The sequence below is a fragment of the Salinicoccus sp. RF5 genome (genome assembly GCF_020786625.1).
Lineage (GTDB): Bacteria > Bacillota > Bacilli > Staphylococcales > Salinicoccaceae > Salinicoccus.
The window spans coordinates 1,191,064-1,208,036 of sequence record NZ_JAJGRC010000001.1; the positions used below are offsets into that span (position 1 = coordinate 1,191,064).

At 50.1% G+C, this 16,973-nt stretch carries 16 protein-coding genes; 3 read left to right on the forward strand and 13 right to left on the reverse strand.

Annotated elements, in window-relative coordinates; all coding sequences use genetic code 11:
- Positions 1-4: 4 nt before the first annotated feature.
- The 12 genes from uvrB to LLU09_RS06250 all read right to left on the reverse strand — a co-directional run bounded on the left by uvrB (position 5) and on the right by LLU09_RS06250 (position 12,985).
- Complete coding sequence (gene uvrB / locus LLU09_RS06195; protein WP_228310970.1) at positions 5-1,978, reverse strand: excinuclease ABC subunit UvrB; 1,974 nt, start codon at positions 1,976-1,978, stop codon at positions 5-7.
- Between the two features lie 79 nt (positions 1,979-2,057).
- Entirely contained in the window at positions 2,058-2,294 is a 237-nt protein-coding gene (locus tag LLU09_RS06200; RefSeq protein ID WP_040105103.1) for a DUF2198 family protein, read from the reverse strand.
- Between the two features lie 3 nt (positions 2,295-2,297).
- On the reverse strand, positions 2,298-2,936 hold the full coding sequence (locus LLU09_RS06205) for a YfbR-like 5'-deoxynucleotidase (protein WP_228310971.1): 639 nt from the start codon (positions 2,934-2,936) through the stop codon (positions 2,298-2,300).
- A complete protein-coding gene (locus LLU09_RS06210) occupies positions 2,936-3,526 on the reverse strand; it encodes a TlpA disulfide reductase family protein (protein ID WP_228310972.1) in 591 nt (196 codons plus the stop codon). Before LLU09_RS06210 ends, LLU09_RS06205 begins: the two co-directional genes overlap by 1 nt.
- A gap of 116 nt (positions 3,527-3,642) precedes the next feature.
- Entirely contained in the window at positions 3,643-4,770 is a 1,128-nt protein-coding gene (locus LLU09_RS06215) for a LysM peptidoglycan-binding domain-containing protein (RefSeq protein WP_228310973.1), read from the reverse strand.
- Positions 4,771-5,102: 332 nt separating this feature from the next.
- Positions 5,103-5,522 (reverse strand): c-type cytochrome, encoded by a 420-nt coding sequence (locus LLU09_RS06220; RefSeq protein ID WP_228310974.1) that lies wholly within the window; start codon positions 5,520-5,522, stop codon positions 5,103-5,105.
- Positions 5,523-5,704: 182 nt separating this feature from the next.
- Positions 5,705-6,818, reverse strand: a protein-coding gene (gene prfB / locus LLU09_RS06225; RefSeq protein ID WP_228310975.1) for a peptide chain release factor 2 whose coding sequence is annotated in 2 segments (ribosomal slippage) — positions 5,705-6,745 and positions 6,747-6,818 — 1,113 coding nt in all. Because the reading frame shifts where the segments join, the coding sequence is not laid out codon by codon here.
- Positions 6,819-6,835: 17 nt separating this feature from the next.
- Positions 6,836-9,358: a preprotein translocase subunit SecA gene (secA, locus tag LLU09_RS06230; RefSeq protein ID WP_228310976.1), complete on the reverse strand. Its 2,523-nt coding sequence runs from the start codon at positions 9,356-9,358 to the stop codon at positions 6,836-6,838.
- A gap of 146 nt (positions 9,359-9,504) precedes the next feature.
- Entirely contained in the window at positions 9,505-10,074 is a 570-nt protein-coding gene (gene hpf, locus LLU09_RS06235) for a ribosome hibernation-promoting factor, HPF/YfiA family (protein WP_040105107.1), read from the reverse strand.
- A 55-nt stretch (positions 10,075-10,129) separates the two neighbouring features.
- The gene (locus LLU09_RS06240) at positions 10,130-10,798 is read right to left on the reverse strand and encodes a ComF family protein (RefSeq protein WP_228310977.1); all 669 of its coding nucleotides are present in this window, start codon (positions 10,796-10,798) and stop codon (positions 10,130-10,132) included.
- Complete coding sequence (locus LLU09_RS06245; protein WP_228310978.1) at positions 10,795-12,045, reverse strand: helicase-related protein; 1,251 nt, start codon at positions 12,043-12,045, stop codon at positions 10,795-10,797. Before LLU09_RS06245 ends, LLU09_RS06240 begins: the two co-directional genes overlap by 4 nt.
- Before the next feature lie 67 nt (positions 12,046-12,112).
- Positions 12,113-12,985: a DegV family protein gene (locus LLU09_RS06250; protein WP_228310979.1), complete on the reverse strand. Its 873-nt coding sequence runs from the start codon at positions 12,983-12,985 to the stop codon at positions 12,113-12,115.
- A 116-nt stretch (positions 12,986-13,101) separates the two neighbouring features.
- Here LLU09_RS06250 and LLU09_RS06255 point away from each other — a divergent pair, with 116 nt between their 5' ends.
- On the forward strand, positions 13,102-13,734 hold the full coding sequence (locus tag LLU09_RS06255) for a YigZ family protein (RefSeq protein ID WP_228310980.1): 633 nt from the start codon (positions 13,102-13,104) through the stop codon (positions 13,732-13,734).
- Here LLU09_RS06255 and LLU09_RS06260 read toward each other — a convergent pair whose 3' ends face one another.
- Complete coding sequence (locus LLU09_RS06260) at positions 13,735-14,787, reverse strand: glycosyltransferase family 4 protein (RefSeq protein ID WP_228310981.1); 1,053 nt, start codon at positions 14,785-14,787, stop codon at positions 13,735-13,737.
- 144 nt (positions 14,788-14,931) lie between these two features.
- On the opposite strand from LLU09_RS06260, the gene LLU09_RS06265 reads away from it, so the two are divergent.
- Both LLU09_RS06265 and gdpS read left to right on the forward strand, forming a co-directional pair.
- Positions 14,932-15,888 (forward strand): LCP family glycopolymer transferase, encoded by a 957-nt coding sequence (locus LLU09_RS06265; RefSeq protein ID WP_228310982.1) that lies wholly within the window; start codon positions 14,932-14,934, stop codon positions 15,886-15,888.
- Positions 15,889-15,909: 21 nt separating this feature from the next.
- A complete protein-coding gene (gene gdpS, locus LLU09_RS06270; protein ID WP_228310983.1) occupies positions 15,910-16,956 on the forward strand; it encodes a GGDEF domain-containing protein GdpS in 1,047 nt (348 codons plus the stop codon).
- Positions 16,957-16,973 lie beyond the last annotated feature (17 nt).

The window sequence follows — 16,973 nt, forward strand, 5'->3', positions numbered from 1 at the left end:
ATGATCACCCTTCTGCTTTCAGCTCAAACAATGCGTCTCTCAACTCTGAGGCAGTCTCGAAATCGAGTTCCTTGGCCGCCTGTTTCATATCTGCTTCCAGCTGAGCCATTATTTTTTCTCTTTCCTTCTTCGTCATCTTGCCTTTCTTCTTGCCGTCTTTCTTTCTGCCTTCCTCTTTCAGGTCGACCTGGGCGCTGATCGTGTCCCGTATCTCCTTCTGGATGGTCTGAGGCGTGATGCCGTGCGCTTCATTGTAGGCGATCTGCGTGTCCCGGCGCCGCTGCGTCTCATCCAATGCATATCTCATGGAATCGGTGATCTTATCACCATACATGATGACATGGCCGCTACTGTTCCGCGCTGCACGGCCGATCGTCTGGATGAGGGAACGGCTCGAGCGCAGGAACCCTTCCTTATCGGCGTCGAGTATCGCTACAAGGGAGACTTCGGGGATGTCCAGACCTTCCCGGAGCAGGTTGATGCCCACAAGGACATCATAGGTGCCCATGCGCAGTTCCCTCAGTATTTCTATCCGCTCAAGCGTCTTGACCTCTGAATGGAGATACTGGACCTTGACGCCGGATTCCTTGAGATAGTCCGTCAGATCCTCGGACATCTTCTTTGTAAGCGTGGTGATGAGTACACGTTCATTCCTTTCTGTACGTGTGATGATCTCTTCGAGCAGATCATCGATCTGGTGCTCTGTCGGACGGACATCGATGGTGGGATCGAGCAGGCCGGTCGGACGGATAATCTGTTCCACCATCTTCTCGGTATGTTCGATTTCATAAGGTCCCGGGGTCGCTGAAACATACAGCAGCTGCTGGGTCTTGGCTTCGAATTCCTCGAACTTAAGCGGCCGGTTGTCAAGCGCACTCGGCAGCCTGAAACCATGGTCGACAAGCACTTTCTTCCTCGCCTGGTCACCATTGTACATCCCCCGTATCTGCGGCAGTGTAACATGGGACTCATCTATCATTACGAGGAAATCGTCAAAATAGTCGAGTAATGTGTATGGTGTCGATCCCATCGGACGGAGTGTCAGGTGGACGGAGTAGTTCTCGATGCCGGAGCAGAAGCCCATCTCCCGCATCATCTCAAGGTCATAGTTGGTCCGCTGTTCGAGACGCTGGGCCTCAAGCAGCTTGTTGTCCTCCCTGAGGATCTGGAGCTGCTCCTCGAGCTCACGCTCAATCCGTTCGATCGCCACTTTCATCTTCTCTTCACGCGTGACGAAGTGGGATGCCGGGAAGATGGCGAAGTGTTCCCTTTCGGCAAGCACTTCCCCTGTAAGATAGTCCACTTCCCTGATGCGGTCGATTTCATCCCCGAAAAATTCGACACGGATGCACTGTTCGTCCCTTGAAGCGGGGAAAACTTCCACTATATCTCCCCTTACCCGGAATGTTCCCCGCCTAAAATCGATATCGTTTCGTGCATACTGGACATCGACCAGTTTACGGAGGAATTCATTGCGGTCCATCTGCATGCCGACACGCGCACTGACGACCATATCCTTATATTCTTCAGGATTACCGAGGCCGTAGATGCAGCTGACCGAAGCGATGATGATGACATCATCACGCTCGAACAGCGAGCTTGTCGCAGAGTGCCGCAGCTTGTCGATTTCGTCATTGATCTGTGCATCCTTCTCGATGAATGTATCAGTCTGGGGCACATAGGCTTCCGGCTGATAGTAGTCATAGTAGCTGACGAAATACTCTACCCGGTTGTTCGGGAAAAATTCCTTGAATTCGCTGTACAGTTGGCCCGCAAGCGTCTTGTTGTGGGCGATGATCAATGTCGGCTTGCCGACCTCCTCGATCACCTTGCTCATCGTATAGGTCTTCCCTGTACCCGTGGCACCGAGCAGCGTCTGGTGCCTGTTGCCGGACTTGATCTGTCCGCTTATCTCTTCTATCGCTTTTGGCTGGTCACCTGCCGGCTTGAACTTGGAAACGACTTCAAATTTTGCCATTCGACTCTTCCCCCATTTTTTACTCAAACACTATTCTACAAAATAAAAATAGAAATAACAAACATTTGTTCGGTTATTTCTATTCTTCATCCACTTGATCTAAACTGTATATTTCCACCAGCATATAGCCGATGACTATGGAAATGGCATCGATGAAAATGACCCATTCGGAATGATAGAATCCACGATAGATCGACACGCCGAAAATGATGAACGTCAAAAGGACGGCCAGGAATTTATTGCGTGTCAACCGTGTGAATACCACAACGGTGATTGCAGGAACGACCATTGCCATCATGTACCAGTAAAGCGCCATCCATCAGATCTCCTTGTTCATGATGGATTCTGTAATATCCATCAGTTCCGTTTTAGGTATAAAACGCTCTTTCAGCATATCCGTCAATATGTTCTCGAGAAAGTCCTGCACGCACGTGAGATGGGAGAATTTTCTTATGGTGAGAAGGGACATCTCATATATTTCGAAGAACAGGGGTTCCGGATTCCGCTTCTGTATCTCACCGAAGGATTCATATAGGAGGTCGATCTTGTCGGCCACGGAGAGGATCTGCCCTTCGAGGCTCCCGTCCTTTCCCTCCCGGAGACGCTTCAGATAGATGTCCTGATATTCAGGCGGAAACTCTTCTTCTATAAAACGGGTCGTCATGCTTTCCTCCACTTCCTTGAAGAGCATATTGAGCTCCCCGGATGCATATTTGACCGGTGTCTTTATATCCCCTGTGAAAATTTCCGGATAATCATGGTTCAGCGCTTTTTCATACAGGCTCTTCCAATCGATTTCGTTTCCGTGGTACTCTTCCACAGTCCCAAGGTACTGCGCAATCTTCGTCACTTTGAAAGAGTGGGCTGCGACATTATGATCCTGATATTTGAATTTGCCCGGACACCTGACCAGCTTCTCCAGGTCATTCAGGCTTTTGAAATACTGATGGACCCCCATTAGGATTCCTCCTTGACGTAGTTAGTATAATCGTTGATCAGATTCTGTTCCACTTCGCCGACATATGCCCTGATGATTTCACCTTCACCATCCACAAAGAATGTGGTGGGCATGAGATGTATGTTATACGATTCGATGGATTCAGCCTCATCAGAGAACTCGAATACCGGATATGCCACTTCGAACTCCTCCAAAAAGGCATCCCTGTTTGAAGGCTTATCGTCCACATTGATGCCGACGATGGCGACCGGCTCGTCTTTTTTCCCTTCATGGAAAGCATTCAGTTCCGGCGTCTCCCTGCGGCATGGATCACACCAGGAAGCGAAGAAATTGATGACGGTCACCTCGTTCGATCTGATGATCGACTCAAGGGAATCCTCATCGTTGCGGAGACCCGTCATCGGTTCACCGAGGATGTTCATGCCGACGGCATGATGGTTGTCACGCCCTTCAGAATCCTGAAGCGTCTGGAGGGACTGCTCCTTGAGCCCCTCTTCCGACATATTCACAACAGCTGCAATACCTGCACCGACAAAGAAGAAGAACACTGCCAACAATAAAATTATGATTATATTTTTCGTTTTCATCATTCAACATACCTTATGATTTATTTAGATTAGTTTAACATAATAGACCTTTGCTTACATTGTTTTAAGCATGCAAAAAAGGCCAGAACAAAGTTCTGACCTTGAAGATATCAAATATATTAGTATCTGAAGTATCCGTCTATCGTGCCGTTCACATAGCTTACAGAACGTTGTCCGACACCTTCGGAAGGGTTGAGTGCATCGATCATCTGACCATTGCCGATGTAGATTCCAACGTGGGAACCACCGTTGAAGAATACAAGGTCACCAGGCTGTGGATTGGATACCTGGGTGCCCGCCGCCATCTGTGCTGCAGCTGTTCTTGGAATGCTTTTACCTTTATATGCCTGCATGAACTGCTGAGTCAGTGCTGAGCAGTCCACCACTGAAGCAGTGTTGCCACCGTATACGTAGGATTTACCAGCTGCTACGGAACGTGCTACTGATGCTGCATTGCCGCCTCCGGTTGAAACCTGCTGAGTCTGTGACTGTTGAGCCTGCTGTTCCTGAGCTTCAGCCTGCTCGGCTTCACGCTGCTGGATTCTTTCCTGACGCTCAGCTTCAGCCTGCTCTGCAGCCCTCTGTTCTGCAGCTGCCTGTTCAGCCGCTCTTTCTTCTGAAGCCCTCTGTTCTGCAGCTCTCTGCTCTGCTGCTGCTTGCTCAGCTGCCTGGTTGTCATTTTGTGCAGCTGCTGGTGCAGAAGGCTGGTCCTGTTCAGTCTCTTCAACTGCTGGCGCTTCCTCCACGACTTCAGTCTGCTCTTCAACTGCTGGCGCTTCTTCCACGACCTCAGCCTGCTCTTCTACTGCTGGGGCTTCCTGGACTGCTGGCGCTTCTTCTACAGTTTCATTACCTGGCGCTGCACTCGCAGCTACGATCAATGTCTTGCCTGCATAGATTATGTCTGTAGAAAGGTTATTCCACTCCATGATCTTTTGATAGTCCACATCGAACTTCTGTCCAATTTCAAAAAGCGTGTCACCGGATTTGATGACGTATGTACCGTCATTTTCCTGAGCATCTTCTTCTGAAGGCTCTGCATCGACTTCAAGTACATCTCCTGGAACGATGAGATCTCCGGAAAGTTCATTGACTTCTTTAAGAGTGGAGACGGATGTGCCGCTTTCATTTGCGAGGCTCCATAGTGTATCTCCACTCTCTACCGTGTACTCTGCTGCTGATATATTGTGTGACGCGATCCCTGTAAGTGCTGTAACTGTTGCTACTGACAGTAGTGTCTTCTTCATAATAAGTAAATCCTCCTAATTTCTTTTGAACCTTAATTGATGTTTTATTGTTTATATATGTCCCCGACCGGGTAAGTTTTTAATGTTAGTTTGTCTTTAGGCATGTCCTTTTGACTACGGTGCACACTATAGCACACAAGAAATGCTTTATGGGCGTTTGTAATTGACTTGTAATGTAATCGAAATGAGGGGAATGGACTGTAATATGCAGCATCACCCACCCCCATACAAAATAAAACAGGCTGAGCCCCATGCTCAGCCTGTTTTCGCTATTTCTATGGATATTCAATTGATTCATTTCTTTCTATCATTGAAGCGTCATTGTAATATTTCTATTCACCGGTCTGAGTGGACAGCCATTGGACAAGCGCATCCAGTTCCTCTTCATCACTTACCAGTCCGGACGGCATGCCGTTCCCGCCCTCTTCAATCGTCGTGCGGATTTCATCCTCTGAAAGGCGGCTGCCTACATCCGTCAATGCCGGACCGCTTGCACCTTCCAGGTCTTCACCGTGACAGCTCATGCAGTTGTTCTGCTGGTATGCTTCCTGTGCAAGCTCTGAATCGCCGGCATCTGCACTGTTGGACTCCTCAGTACTTTCCTCAGTCTCCTCTTCGGTGCTCTCTTCCATTGTCGTCTCTTCAGTTGTTGCTTCATCAGTCGCCTCTTCTGAATCCCCGCCGGAATCTCCGCCACAAGCACCAAGTACAAGCACCATCGCAAAACTCATAAGTAACCAGAACTTTTTCATCAGCCTGTCTCCTTTACCAATATAATTGTTTATATTAGCTCAATACCCCGGAGCATTGAGTACTTAAACACCATTTTCGGATGTTGGGCAGAATTATGAATTTTCTAAAGTCTGCTTGGAGTATTCCAATGAAGTTTTCTGACCATGAAAAAATGTTCCCCCATCCGGGGGAACATGATTCATCATCCTTCATCATCCATCGTCATTCGGAGATAGGCATCAATGAACGGACCGATATCACCGTCCATGACCTTGTCAGTGTTTCCAACCTCCATATTCGTACGATGATCCTTCACCATTGAATAGGGGTGGAAGACGTAGGAGCGGATCTGACTGCCCCATCCGATTTCCTTCTGCTCACCCTTGATCGCATCGATTTCTGCCCGCTGCTCCTCAAGCTCCCTCTGATACAGCTTGGACTTCAGCATCGTCATCGCCTGGTCGCGGTTTTTGATCTGTGACCGCTCATTCTGGCATGTGACGACAATGCCGGTCGGGTGGTGGGTGATCCGCACTGCAGAGTCGGTCGTATTGACGTGCTGTCCACCGGCCCCGCTTGCACGGTAGGTGTCGACACTGATCTCTTCAGGCTTCACTTCAATCTTGATGTCCTGGTTCTCAAACTGCGGTGTAACTTCACATGAAACGAATGAGGTGTGCCGTCTGCCTGATGAATCGAAAGGCGAGATGCGCACAAGACGATGCACGCCCTTCTCGGCCTTCAGCAGCCCATAGCTGTTGAGTCCCTTAATCAGCAGCGCGACACTTTTGACACCTGCTTCGTCCCCGGCCTGGTAATCGAGCGTTTCGACTTTGAAGCCCTGCTGATCAGCATAGCGCTGGTACATGCGCAGCAGCATCTCCGCCCAGTCCTGGGATTCGGTACCGCCGGCGCCGGGGTGGAGCTCAAGTATCGCATTCAGTCCATCATGCTCGTTGTTCAGGAGCATGTTGAGTTCGAATGCCTCGATTTGGGCGCGCACCTGTGCCACGTTCTCTTCCAAGGTACGGTACATGTCTTCATCGTTTTCCTCTTTAAGCAGCTCATACGAAACTTCAATATCCTCAACGGCTGCTTCAATGTTGTGGAATTCATCGACCACCCGTTTCAGGTTGTTGTTGCTGTCGATGACCTGTTGCGCCTCTTCCTGGTTATCCCAGAAACCAGGCTCGGTCATCCTTTCTTCATACTCCTTGATCTGGACCTCTTTTTCCTCTAAGTCAAAGAGACCCCCTGAAGTCATCAAGTTTCCCGTGCATGTCGCCAATGAAATTCCTTATCTCATACAATTCCATAAATATCCCTCTTTCATCTATTTGCCATGACAATTTTTGTATTTCTTCCCTGAACCACATGGGCAGGGATCGTTGCGGCCGACTTTCATTTCTTTCTTGACCGGCCCTTTCTTCACTTTCTCCTTGCTGTCTCCTGCGTGCATTTCACCCTTATCGATGACCTGCTCGCGCCGGATCTCCTCGTCTGACTTCACTTCAGTCTTCATCACATACTTTGCCGTATCGTCCTCGATGGATACAAGCATATCCTCAAACATCTGGAGTCCTTCATTCTGGTACTCCCGGAGCGGATTGATCTGGCCGTAGGAACGGAGGTGTATTCCGGTCCTGAGCTGATCCATGCTATCGATGTGCTCGACCCACTTCTGGTCGATCGTCCGCAGCATCATCATGCGCTCGAACAACCTCATCTTCTCTGCACCCAATCGCTCTTCCTTCTCAGCGAGTTCATGCTCAATCTTTTCTAAGATCAGTGGAACGATTTCTTCACTTTCCTTGCCCCTGACATCTCCAACTTCAATGGATGCTTCAGTCAGGTACATGTCTTCCACCGTCTTGATGAACTGCTCGTAGTCCCTCAGTTCCTCATCTTCAAGTATATAATAGTTCGTCGTACGTTCGACGGAGGATTCAATCATCCCCATGAGCTGCTCGCGCACATCTTCCTTGTCGATGATCTCATTTCTTTCTTCGTAGATGATCTCCCTCTGCCGCCTCAATACATCATCATATTCAAGCAGTTTCTTCCGGGAGTCGAAGTTGTTCCCTTCGACGCGTTTCTGTGCAGATTCGACTGCCCTGGCGATCATTTTGGAGGTCAGTTCCTCCTCTGCCATGCCCAGACGCTGCATCGTGCTCTGCATGCGTTCGGAACCGAATCGTCTCATCAGGTCATCTTCAAGTGACAAGTAGAATGTACTGACACCCACATCCCCCTGACGTCCGGCACGGCCACGGAGCTGGTCGTCTATACGCCGGGACTCGTGACGTTCAGTACCGATGACTGCGAGCCCGCCGACTTCTTTGACGCCTTCACCGAGTTTGATGTCCGTCCCACGTCCAGCCATGTTGGTCGCGATCGTCACAGCGCCCTTCTTCCCTGCATTCGCAATGATCTCCGCTTCCCTTTCGTGGTTCTTCGCATTAAGCACATTATGCCGGATGCCTTTCTTGCGCAGCAGTTCCGAGATGTACTCGCTTGTCTCGACGGCGACTGTACCGATGAGCACCGGCTGGCCCTGGCGGTACCTTTCCACTACTTCATCGATGACGTGCTTGAACTTGTATTCCTTCGTCGAATAGATCTTGTCCGTACGGTCGGTTCTGGCAATCGGTTTGTTGGTTGGGATCATGGTGACCTTCATATTGTATATGTTGAGGAATTCTTCTTCCTCGGTTTTCGCCGTACCCGTCATTCCCGACAGTTTATTGAACTGCCTGAAGAAGTTCTGGAAAGTGATGGAGGCCATCGTCTTGGATTCGTTCTGGATGTCCACCCCTTCTTTCGCCTCTATCGCCTGGTGCAGGCCATCCGAGAAGCGCCGTCCCTTCATCTTACGGCCGGTGAACTGGTCGACGATGACGATCTTCTCCTCTTCCACGACATAGTCGATGTCGCGCTGCATGGAGAAGTGCGCCTTCAATGCCTGGTTGATGTGGTGCAGGAGGTTCACGTGCTTCACATCATATAGGTTCTCCACCTTAAACCATTTCTCCGCCTTTTCCATCCCCTCATCATTGAGCTGGATGTTCTTCGTCTTGACGTCATACGTGAAATCCTCATCTTCCTTGAGCATTTTAACGAATGCATTCGCCTGGATGTACTGTGTATTGGACTGGTCCGCCTTGCCCGAAATGATGAGCGGTGTACGCGCTTCGTCTATGAGGATCGAGTCGACCTCATCGATGATGGCATAGTTCAGTCCCCTGAGCACCCGGTCCTTCTTATATGTGACCATGTTGTCCCTCAAATAGTCGAAGCCGAGTTCGTTGTTCGTGGTATAGGTGATATCAGCAGCAAATGCCTCACGCTTCTCCTCGCTGTTCTTCGCATTGAGGTTCAGTCCTACGCTGAGGCCGAGGAAATTATACAGGACCGACATCTCTTCCATCTGCGTGGCAGAAAGGTATTCGTTGACTGTGATGACATGGACACCCTTTCCGGTCAGGGCATTCAGATAGACTGGCATCGTTGCAGTGAGGGTCTTACCTTCACCCGTCTTCATCTCGGCGATGTCCCCTTTGTGGAGGGTCACCCCGCCCATGATCTGAACAGGATATGGTTCCAGCCCCAGTGTGCGCTTTGAGGCTTCCCGCACCGTCGCAAAGGCTTCAGGGAGGATGTCATCCAACATCTTCTCCTGCTGCTTCTCATCTTTGGCCCCGCCAAGCTTTTCCTTGAATTCATCCGTCTTCGCCCTGAGCTGCTCATCGCTCAACTTGGCGAAATCCTCTTTATATTCCTCTACTTTATCAGCAACTTTACGAAGTGATTTCAGCTCCCGTTTATTGCCGTCGTAGATCTTATCCAAAATACCCATGGATTTCTCTCCCCCGCTCTATCTCACTGTTAATTCATTTCATAATAATATCATTAAATGGGGTAAAAATAAAATGAACACAATCAGAAGGAGTCCCTGATTGCATGCAATCAGGGACTCCTTGTAATTATGGATGAAACGCGTCATCAGACGCCTTCATTCGTTTCGATCAGGCCATACTTGCCGTCGTTGCGTCTGTAGACGATGCTTGTACCTTCCGTTTCCCTATCATTGAAGATGAAGAAGTCATGGCCAAGCATATTCATCTGCAGTACCGCCTCTTCAGAGTCCATCGGCTTCAGCTGGAATTGCTTGGAGCGCACGATATCGATGCCTTCATCGCTCTCCTCTTCCTGTGTACCATTCGCGCCCGCTTCCAGTGCTGCAAAGAATTCCTGTTCCGGATTCTTTTCCCTGAATTTGCGGTTGATCTTCGTCTTATGCTTTCTGATCTGCCTTTCCAGCTTATCTATTATAAGGTCGACAGCTGCATATAGATCATCATGTCTTTCCTCTGCGCGTAGTGTCAGGTCTTTCATGGGGATGGTGATTTCAACTTTGCCCTTCTTGTTGCCGTATGTCTTGATGTTGACATGGGCGTGTGTATTTGGAGCATTTGTGAAGTAACGTTCCAGCTTGCCCACTTTCTCCTCTATGTGGCTTCTGATTGCATCTGTCACTTCGATATTTTCTCCACGAATTTCACATCTGATCATGGTGAAACCCCTCCTTAAGTACGTTATTCTTCCTACTTTCATTATACCAAACTGTTCAGGCTTTTGAAAACGTTAACACATCGATGGTGCCGGGGGAAAAGGTGTATAGTTTCTCCATTGCCTGATGCACCGTCATCCCTGTCGTGTAGATGTCATCGACCAGGAGGATGCGTTTACCTTCAAGATCTTCATGGCGGCAGGTCAGAAGGAATGGATTCTCCCTACGGGCCCTCTCTGCCTTTCCAAGCCCGGACTGGCGGCTCCTGGTTTCCGTTTCGAGAAAAGGGCTGTAAGCCACTCCTTTTGCCTCCAGCACCATGGCCGTCTGGTCATAGCCGCGCTCTTCCATCCTGGCCTTCGAGATGGGTATTGGTATGATTACATCATATTCCCTGAAACGGCTGTCGAGAAACATCGCAACCACTTCGGCGAGTGCACAATCACCTGTGAACTTATAGCGGTGGAAAAGCATTTTTACTGCCCCGTGATAATCGAGCAGACAGGTGATGCTCTCAGGTGGACGGAAGCGGCTGGACAGGAAATGGCAGTCCAGGCACGCCGTTTCATCGGTCTTCATCAGCCTGTGGCAGAATCCGCAGCGCTTCCCGGCACGCCATCGGGAAAGTGCATTCCGGCATCCATCGCACAGGGGAGCCCTTTTCTTGAACAGATTGACGATATCCACTTCTTCCCTCATTGCTTCATGACAGTAGTAGCAGATCATCCTTCCACCCGCCTGCGGTTGAAGCCGTGGATGGTACGCAGGGTCTTTCTGATGCCACTGCTCTGATGGTGGGCGATGAACCAGATTCGGCCGACCGGATCCGTCGTCTTCCTTCCTACACGGCCGCACATCTGTATGAGGCTTTCTGAATTGAACCTTTCCGCATGGATGATTATGGCATCGAGCCGGTCGAATGTGACCCCCCGCTCAAGAATCGTCGTCGTCAGCATCACTTCAATCTCCCCTTTCCGCATCCGCTCCACTTTCCCGCTCCGTTCGGGGTCACCGCTGTGCACCGAGGCGGAGGCTGGAAAATTGACACTGATCAGGTCGAAGAGCGCTTCCATCATGTCGATTTCTGGCAGGAATATGAGCACCCGCCTTTCTTCTGCAATTATGGCATCGATCAGCATCATCAATTTTCGGGGAAGGCGTCCATGGCCAAGGTCCCGGGCGACGTTATGCCAGACCAGCTTCGGTACTGCCAGATCGTGGCCGTGGTACCTTCTCGGCAGTGTGATGACATTATCCCTGCCCACCTCCCTGATCAGTTGCCGGGAAGGCGTCGCCGTCATGAATATGAAGGAGGCACGGGGCGCCGCTGCACGACGGACCACCTGCATGAGCAGCGGATCCTGGGGCAGCGGGAAGGCATCAGTTTCATCGACGATGATCAGATCGAAGTGCCCGATGAAGTTGTATAGCTGATGGATGGTGCATACGGTGAAGTGATGGTTGTATATCTGCTTGACCCCGTCATGCATGAGGTCGATATCACTTCCCTTGAATGCCGCACAGAGGCGCATATGCACTTCCTTCACCACATCTATCCTAGGGGAAGTGAAGGCCACATTCAGCCCGTTCATCCGTGCCCATTGGATACTTTCAAAGGTCATCTCCGTCTTGCCGGCCCCAGTCACTGCATGGACCAGCAGGGAGCCGCCCGTCTTCACCGTTTCAAGGATCCTTTCCGAAGCACGGGTCTGTTGGCTGCTGAGGGTGAAGGAGAGTCCATATGGACTCTCTTCCGCCATCCTTTCAGTGTCACGGCATCTAAGAGGGGTGATGCTGTCCGAGCGGCCCAGATTGACGCATTTCATGCAGTAGATTACCATCGACTCATGAAAATCCGCATAGTAGGTGTAGAAATAACGCCTGTCCCTGTTTCCGCAACGGTGGCATAGCGGCGGTTCGGCCTCTACACCTGCAGGTTTGTAGGTGATGTTGCCTGTATGGTCGAGTATCATCAATCGGCTCCTTTATTTTGGAATGAAAAAGGACGCAGCAAAGAATGCTGCGTCCCTGATCTATAGTTCAGTAGTCTGTATCGATTTCATAGGTCGTATAACCGAGCCCGAGCGCACCCTCACCAAGATGCGCTGCAATCACCGGCCCAAAGTAGCTCAACCTGAATGTTATATCCGGATAGTCGGCCTGCAGACTTTCCATCCATTTTCTGCCCTCTTCTTCTGCATTGCTGTGGATGACGACCGCTGTGACCGGTTTGCCCTTATGGCGCTCCATCTCCTTGGCGAAAACTTCCTCCACACGGGTCAATGCCTTCTTCTTCGTCCGTATCTTTTCGAAAGGTACGATCCTGCCCTCTTCGAATGCAAGTATTGGCTTGACTTTAAGCAGACTGCCGACCAGCGCCTGTGCATTCGTCAGCCGTCCGCCCTTCTGAAGGTTCGAGAGGGTGTCGACGACGAAATACGCATTCGTATGCTTCTGGCGCTTCATTTCCTCCAGCCGCTCAAGCAGCGTGTCCAGGGGAAGGCTGCCTTTGTTCTGCGCAGCATAGAGTGCCATGAATCCCTGGACATAGCAGGCGACCTCCGAATCGACTGCATGGACTTCGATTCCTTCAACACTCTGGCCCGCAGCCATCGCATTCTGGTAAGTGCCGCTGAGTGCACCCGAAAGATGGACGCTGATCACATCCGTGAATCCTTCGCTCCTCAAAGACTCCAGGAGGAGGATATAGTCACCGATTGACGGCTGGCTCGTTGTCGGCAGCTCATCCATCTGACGCATCTGTCCGAAGAATTCTTCATTGGTGATGTCTTCATCCTCCCTGTACACCTGGTCACCTATGAGGACATTGAGCGGGATGGTGCGGATATCGTATTTTTCTTTCAGCCCTTTGGGCAGGTAGGATGTTGAATCCACTACTACCGCTATCTTCATTCTCGTTCCTCCAATTTGCATTCACACTTCAATTTTCCATTCACACTTGATATACAGTTTACTACATTCCTAAGGAATCCGTCCATGTGTTACTATGTTCTAGAGGTGAACATATTATGGAACAGCAGTACATGAACAGGGTGGACACGACCACCGAAACAGTCATCAACAAGTCACGCTTCATCGCGTACATCCAGCGTACCGACTCCGAGGAGGCGGCAAAATCCTTCATAAATTCAATCAAATCACAGCATAAGGATGCCAACCACAACTGCAGTGCATACATCATCACACCAAGCGCCCTCATACAGAAGGCCGATGACGACGGGGAGCCCTCCGGCACTGCCGGCGTCCCCATACTTGAAGTGCTCAAGCGGGAAGGGCTCTATAATGTGACTGTTGTAGTCACCCGGTATTTTGGCGGCATCAAACTTGGGGCCGGCGGCCTGATACGCGCATACTCCGGTGCTGCTTCTGATGCTGTGAATGCCGCGGGCAAGGTAGTGGAGATCGATATGACCCCCTACAGGATTACGATGGACTATACGTATACGAACCGCTTCGAACATGAGCTCGAAGCATCCGGCATCGCCATCAGCGAGACGGCCTACACGGACAAGGTCACCTACCTGGTGCATGTGGAGGAAGATGACCGCCAATCATTCATCTCCCGGGTCCAGGAAATTACAAAGGATACGGCTGCCCTGGAGGAACTGGATATGATCCAGGCTGAGAGCCCCGTGGAATAATCAGGGGATCATGCGGTGGAAAATCCTTCTGGCAAAGTCCAAAACGGGTTTTTTATCGCTGTCGATGAGATTCGTCGCCTCAACGATGATCTCTGTTGTAAGGATGAGCAGAAGAATGATGATGACCGACCCTGGAATGGTCGACAGGTACAGGATGATGCTGGCCCCTGAGTACAGAAGGGCTATGAAATAGATCAGCACCACGCTCTCAGCGTGTGTATATCCCATATTCTGCAATCTGTGGTGGAGATGGCTGCGGTCGGCCTTAACCAGTGAGACATTGCTCCGGTAGCGCCTCAATGCTGCGAAGAACATGTCTATGAAAGGCACCGCGAGAATGATAATCGGGAAAAACAGTGAAATCAGTGTAATGTTCTTGAAACCCATAAGCGACACGACACTGATGATGAAGCCGAGCAGCATCGCCCCGTTGTCGCCGAGGAATATTTTGGCCGGGTGAAAATTGTACACGAGAAAGCCCAGGCACGCGCCGATGAGGATGACGCATATCATCATGACGAATATATTGCCCTGTAGGATGGTGATGAAGCCGATGCTGGTCAACGCAATGATGGAGACCCCTGTGGCAAGACCGTCCAGGCCGTCGACAAGGTTGATGGCATTGATGATCCCCACCATCCAGAGTATTGTGATTGGAATGGCCAATATGCCGAATTCGATTTCAACACCGAACGGTGTGATGCGGTCGATGAGGATGCCATATGATACCGGGACCAGGCTCGCCGCTATCTGCCCGATGAGCTTGAGTCCCGGTTTCAGATCATACTTGTCATCTATTATCCCCACAATGACGATGACGACCCCCCCGAGGATGATCGCCTTGTATTCCGCCTCGATGGGACGGGAGATGAGCACACCGATCGCAAAGGAGATCAGAATGGCCACACCTCCGAGGTATGGTATAGGTTTTAAATGGACTTTTCTGCTGTTTGGGTAGTCTACAAAGCCGAACTTGCGGCTCCCCCAAATGAAAATCGGCATCAGAATCAATGAAATCAAGAATGACACCGTCAATAGAAATAGAGTATACATATCATCACCGTCTTAAATATTTCCAATTCACTATATCACATTCCACTTTATTTATGGAACGCGCACCTGTTTTTGCACAATTATATTTTCCAATACCGTGGGTTTCGTTGTATAATTATGTCACTATGCAAAAGGAGATTTATAATGAAAAGAACAGAAAAAAAACGGATGCATCCCGCAATCAAAGTATTGCTTGCCCTCATCCTGATATCAGTCATTGTTTTTGCGGGGCTTATCGCCTATGTCTACTTCCAGCTTAAAGGCACTGCCAATCAGGTTTTCGATAACGATTTTTCCAACTCCACTTCGGAACTCAGGGAAACGGACGTCAGCTTCCGGAACGGAGATCCCGTCTCTGTCGTGCTGTTCGGTACGGATGATGACCAGGCACGCAATGAAAGCGGCATGGGTCAGCGTTCCGACACGATTATGGTCGTCACCCTGAACCCCAATACGGACGAAGGGAAAATAGTCAGCATCCCCCGGGATACGCGTGCAGAGATTGCAGATCGGGGCACAGTCGAGAAGATAAATCATGCCTACGCATACGGTGGGCCTGAATTGGCGAAGCGTACAGTGGAGAATTTCATGGATCTGCCTGTGGACCATTTCGTATCGATAAATATGGACGGCTTCACTACAATCATCGATGAAATCGGCGGTGTCAGCATAACAAGCCAGGATACTTTCCAGCAGTCGGGCTACCAGTTCACAGCAGGTGAGACCTACGAAATGGATGGAGATATGGCCCTCGCCTTCTCAAGAAGCAGAAAATCGGAGGGTGCAGGCGGCGACTCCGGCCGGCAGCACAGGCAGCAGCAGGTGGTTCAGGGCATTGCCCAGGAGATCATGAGTCTCCAGACGCTCACCAACTTCAACTCTGTATTGAATGTATTGAGCGATAATGTAAAAACCGATATTCCATTTGGTGAGCTTAACGCCCTCCGTTCGGACTACCAGGAGGGTGCACAGAACATGGACCGCCTTACACTGGAAGGTACGGACCAGAGACTGGATGATGGTCTATGGTATTTCCTTCCGAATGACGAATCGTACAATGAATTAAGAAGAGAGCTGCGCGAAAACCTGGAACTGGAATAAAAATGGAAGGGGGACAAGTATATGCTCATCGATTTCGTACTGAATGTTTCAATCACCATCACCGGCATATATCTGTTCCACCGGCTCCAGTACCTGGAAGACCGCAGATTCATTGATTCGGACATCTTTCAGGCGCTGCTGATGACCACCCTGTCCGTACTGCTGCTGATGGTACCCATCCATATGTATGATATGGTCTTCAGCCTTTATTTCATTCCATTGCTGATCCTCGTCAAGTACAGCGTCCCCTACCTGATCATCGGTTCGGTGCTGATCGTCTTCATGTTCCATCATATGATATTCAACTTTGACTGGCAGCTCTATCTCATATTCTTCATCCTCTATATACTGATCATGATGATACTGCCCTTCCTGAAATTCCAGAAGTTGAAGGCGCTCACTGCAGCAAGCATCATCTTCACTTCGCTCTATGTCATCAGCATCCATTTCTTTTTCCAGGCACTCAATCCATTACAGATGATCGTCTTCGTCCTGGCGAGTACCCTCGTTATGTTCGTAGCAATGATGATGTACGAGGACATCAATGCGATCCTCAGGCTCCTTAAACGCCATGAGGAGGAGGAATATAAGGACTTCCTCACCCAACTGGGAAATGTAAAGGCGCTGGACAACGCTGTCGTCGAGCTTCTGGAGGAGAGTGATACACTCAGCATGCTGCTCATCGACATCGATAATTTCAGTCTGATCAATGATGAACACAGCCACGCTTCAGGCGATGCGCTTATCAGACAGATGGCGCACCTTCTGAACAACCATGCCCCGACAGGCGGCATGCTATTCAGAAGCAGTGGAGAAGAGTTTTCCATGGTCATACCAGACCTGTCATTCGATAGGACGGTCAGGCTGGCCGAAGCAATCCGCAACAGCGTCGAGCGTGCAAACTTTCATATCAACGATACGGATACGGTCCACCTGACCGTATCGATTGGTGTCGGATACCAGGTTGTCGTCCCCCATACGAAGGGAAGGCTGCTCAAGGAAGCGGATGATATGGTGCACGCGGCAAAAAAACAGGGGCAGAACCGCGTCATGTTCAATCCACTATAAAAAACCAGGATTGCATA